The following is an 835-nucleotide window of genomic DNA, read 5'->3' on the forward strand; positions in this document are numbered from 1 at the left end:
TTTGCAGACATAGCGTTCTCGCGGAGGTTCCAAAAAACTGAAGCGAAGCCGGGAGAAAGGGGCACTACCTTAGCACGGTGTCAATCGTTGAAACAAACTAGCTTGTATGGCTTCTCCCATGCACTCCATGTCATAGGAGGCGCATACGATTGTAGAATTAACTCCCGTGGCATTTTCGCGCCAGACTTTGTGCAGCCCCGAGCCACTGATATCTCCCATCCCAATGTTTTTAGACGATCTCCTTCAGCGCTATTTCGCAACGCATGACCTGTCATCGGTGACCCCAGATGCTATGGCCTCTGGCATTGAGCGCTGCAGGGCGGATTTCGGACTGGAGCAGGATCGCGGCAAACGTTTCGCGCTATGGTCGTTTCTGCATATGCTGGGGGTGGCACCTCACCTCGATGTGGCGTTCGAAGACGAAGATGATCTCGAGGCCGCACGCGACTTCATGGACCTGCTAGCCGCATCGCAAAAGGCGGAAGAGAATTGACCCGATCGGTCAACGACAAACTCCCTCCATCTTGTGCCCGAAACCAATCCGGCTTTTGTCGCGAACAGTCCTGAACCAGCTCAGCTGACGCCGGCAACGCACGCTCGCTTCGGGCCGTGTTGGCAGCTGCGCTGCCTGCCCGCACCACCCTTTGCGATCGGCGTTTCCCTCCGGTCTTTCAGACCTCCGGTGCCGTCCTCCCATGACCTGTTTCTTTTGGATGTCCGCAAGCCGGAGATGGTCTCCGGTCAAGCGCAAAAGGAGCATCATCATGACCAACATCGCCATCATCACAGGCCGCCTCGCACGCGATCCGGAAACCCGTCAATCCAATGGTGGAAC

General features: G+C 56.4%; 1 protein-coding gene. It reads left to right on the forward strand.

Annotation, left to right across the window (positions count from 1 at the left end):
• Positions 1–223 precede the first annotated feature (223 nt).
• On the forward strand, positions 224–493 hold the full coding sequence (locus ACGHJ7_RS14760; RefSeq protein WP_390479180.1) for a hypothetical protein: 270 nt from the start codon (positions 224–226) through the stop codon (positions 491–493).
• Positions 494–835 lie beyond the last annotated feature (342 nt).

This window comes from Altererythrobacter sp. MTPC7 (assembly GCF_042851395.1).
In the GTDB taxonomy this organism is placed as follows: Bacteria; Pseudomonadota; Alphaproteobacteria; order Sphingomonadales; family Sphingomonadaceae; genus CAJXSN01.